The organism is Pseudooceanicola lipolyticus, assembly GCF_002786325.1.
Taxonomy (GTDB): domain Bacteria; phylum Pseudomonadota; class Alphaproteobacteria; order Rhodobacterales; family Rhodobacteraceae; genus Pseudooceanicola_C; species Pseudooceanicola_C lipolyticus.
Genome location: NZ_PGTB01000333.1, coordinates 1 through 1,539 on the forward strand (window position 1 = coordinate 1; position 1,539 = coordinate 1,539).

1 protein-coding gene is annotated in these 1,539 nt (G+C 70.4%); it reads left to right on the top strand.

The genetic code is table 11. The annotated features are described in order from the left end of the window. Positions 1-1,539: 5'-nucleotidase C-terminal domain-containing protein (locus CVM52_RS25655; protein ID WP_100165053.1), on the top strand; the 1,539-nt coding region annotated here is incomplete at both ends.

A 1,539-nucleotide genomic window follows, 5' to 3' on the forward strand; every position in this document is an offset into this window, starting at 1 on the left:
CGGATCGTCTCGGCGCACCGCACGCCGGACCGGCTGTGGGATTACGGCAAAAGCGCGGTGTCGCGCGGGTTGAAGGTCCTTCTCGCCGGCGCCGCCGGCGCGCCGCATCCGCTGATGCGCGCCTTCGCGCATCTGGGCTATGACGCCGTCGGGCTGGGCAATCACGACTTCAACTATGGCCTCGCTGCGCTGGACGCGGCGCTGGCACAGGCGCCCTGCCCGGTGATCTGCTCGAACCTGCGACAGATCGGCAACCGGGTGCCGCAGGCGATCCGGCCCTGGGCGGTGCTGGACCGCAGCCTGCCCACCGCGCAGGGCGCGGTTCCGGTTCGCATCGGCCTGTTGTCCTTCGTGCCGCCACAGACCCTGCAATGGGACGCCCATCTGCTGACCGGCGAGGTCGAGATCGACGACATCGTCGCCAGCGCCCTGGCCCGCATCCCCGAGCTCGAACAGGCAGGATGCGACCTGATCCTGGCGCTGGCCCATTCCGGCCTGGACGACCGTGCGGAGGAACCCGGCATGGAAAACGCGGTGATCCCGCTGGCCGCGCTGGACCGGATCGACGCGATCATCGGTGGCCATACCCATACCTGCCTGCCCGGCCCGCAAGGCCGCGACATGCGCCATGTGGATGCCGCCGCCGGCAAGGTGCATGGCAAGCCGGTGGTGATCGCCGGCGCTTCCGGATCGCATCTGGGGGTGATCGACCTGACGCTGGCCACGGATGGATCGGGGGGCTGGACGGTCGGCGACAGCCGCTGCGACTTGCGGCCCATCGCCCGCCGCGCCGCCGATGGCCGCGCCGTGTCGCTGGCCGAAGAGGATGCCGCGCTGACCGATCTGCTGGCGGCCGATCACGCCCGCGCCTGCGTCTTTATGGAGCAGTCCGCCGGGCACAGCCCAGTGCCGCTGCACAGCTATTTCACCTTCGTCACGCCCAGCCACGCGCTGGCCATGGTAGCGGCCGCGCAGGCGGCGGCGGTGCGCCCGCATCTGCAGGGGAGCAGTGCCGCGGATCTGCCGCTGCTCTCGGCCGTGGCACCGGGCAAGTTCGGCGCCCGCGCCGGCCCGGACAGCTATACCGACATCCCCGCCGGCCCGCTGTCCCGGCGCCATCTGGCCGACCTGCACCTGTTCCCTGACCAGCTGCAGGCGGTGCGGGTCACCGGCGCGCAACTGGCCGACTGGCTGGAACGTGCGGTCAGCCTGTTTTGCCAGATTGCACCGGGGGCGACCGAGGCCTGCCTGATCAACCCGGACAGCGCCGGGCATGATTTTGACGTGATCTACGGCCTGACCTATCAGATCGATTTGTCGAAACCGGCGCGCTATCACCCCGATGGCAGCCTGCACAGACACGACAGCCGCCGCATCCGGTCGCTTTGCCATAACGGTGTCGCGGTGGACCCGGCGCAGCATTTCGCCGTCGCCGTCAACAGTTTCCGCGTCGGCGGCGGCGGCAACTTTGCCGCGCTGCGCCAGGCCCGCCGCCTGGCACTGCCGCCGATCACCGTGCGCGACGCCCTGCGCGCCTAT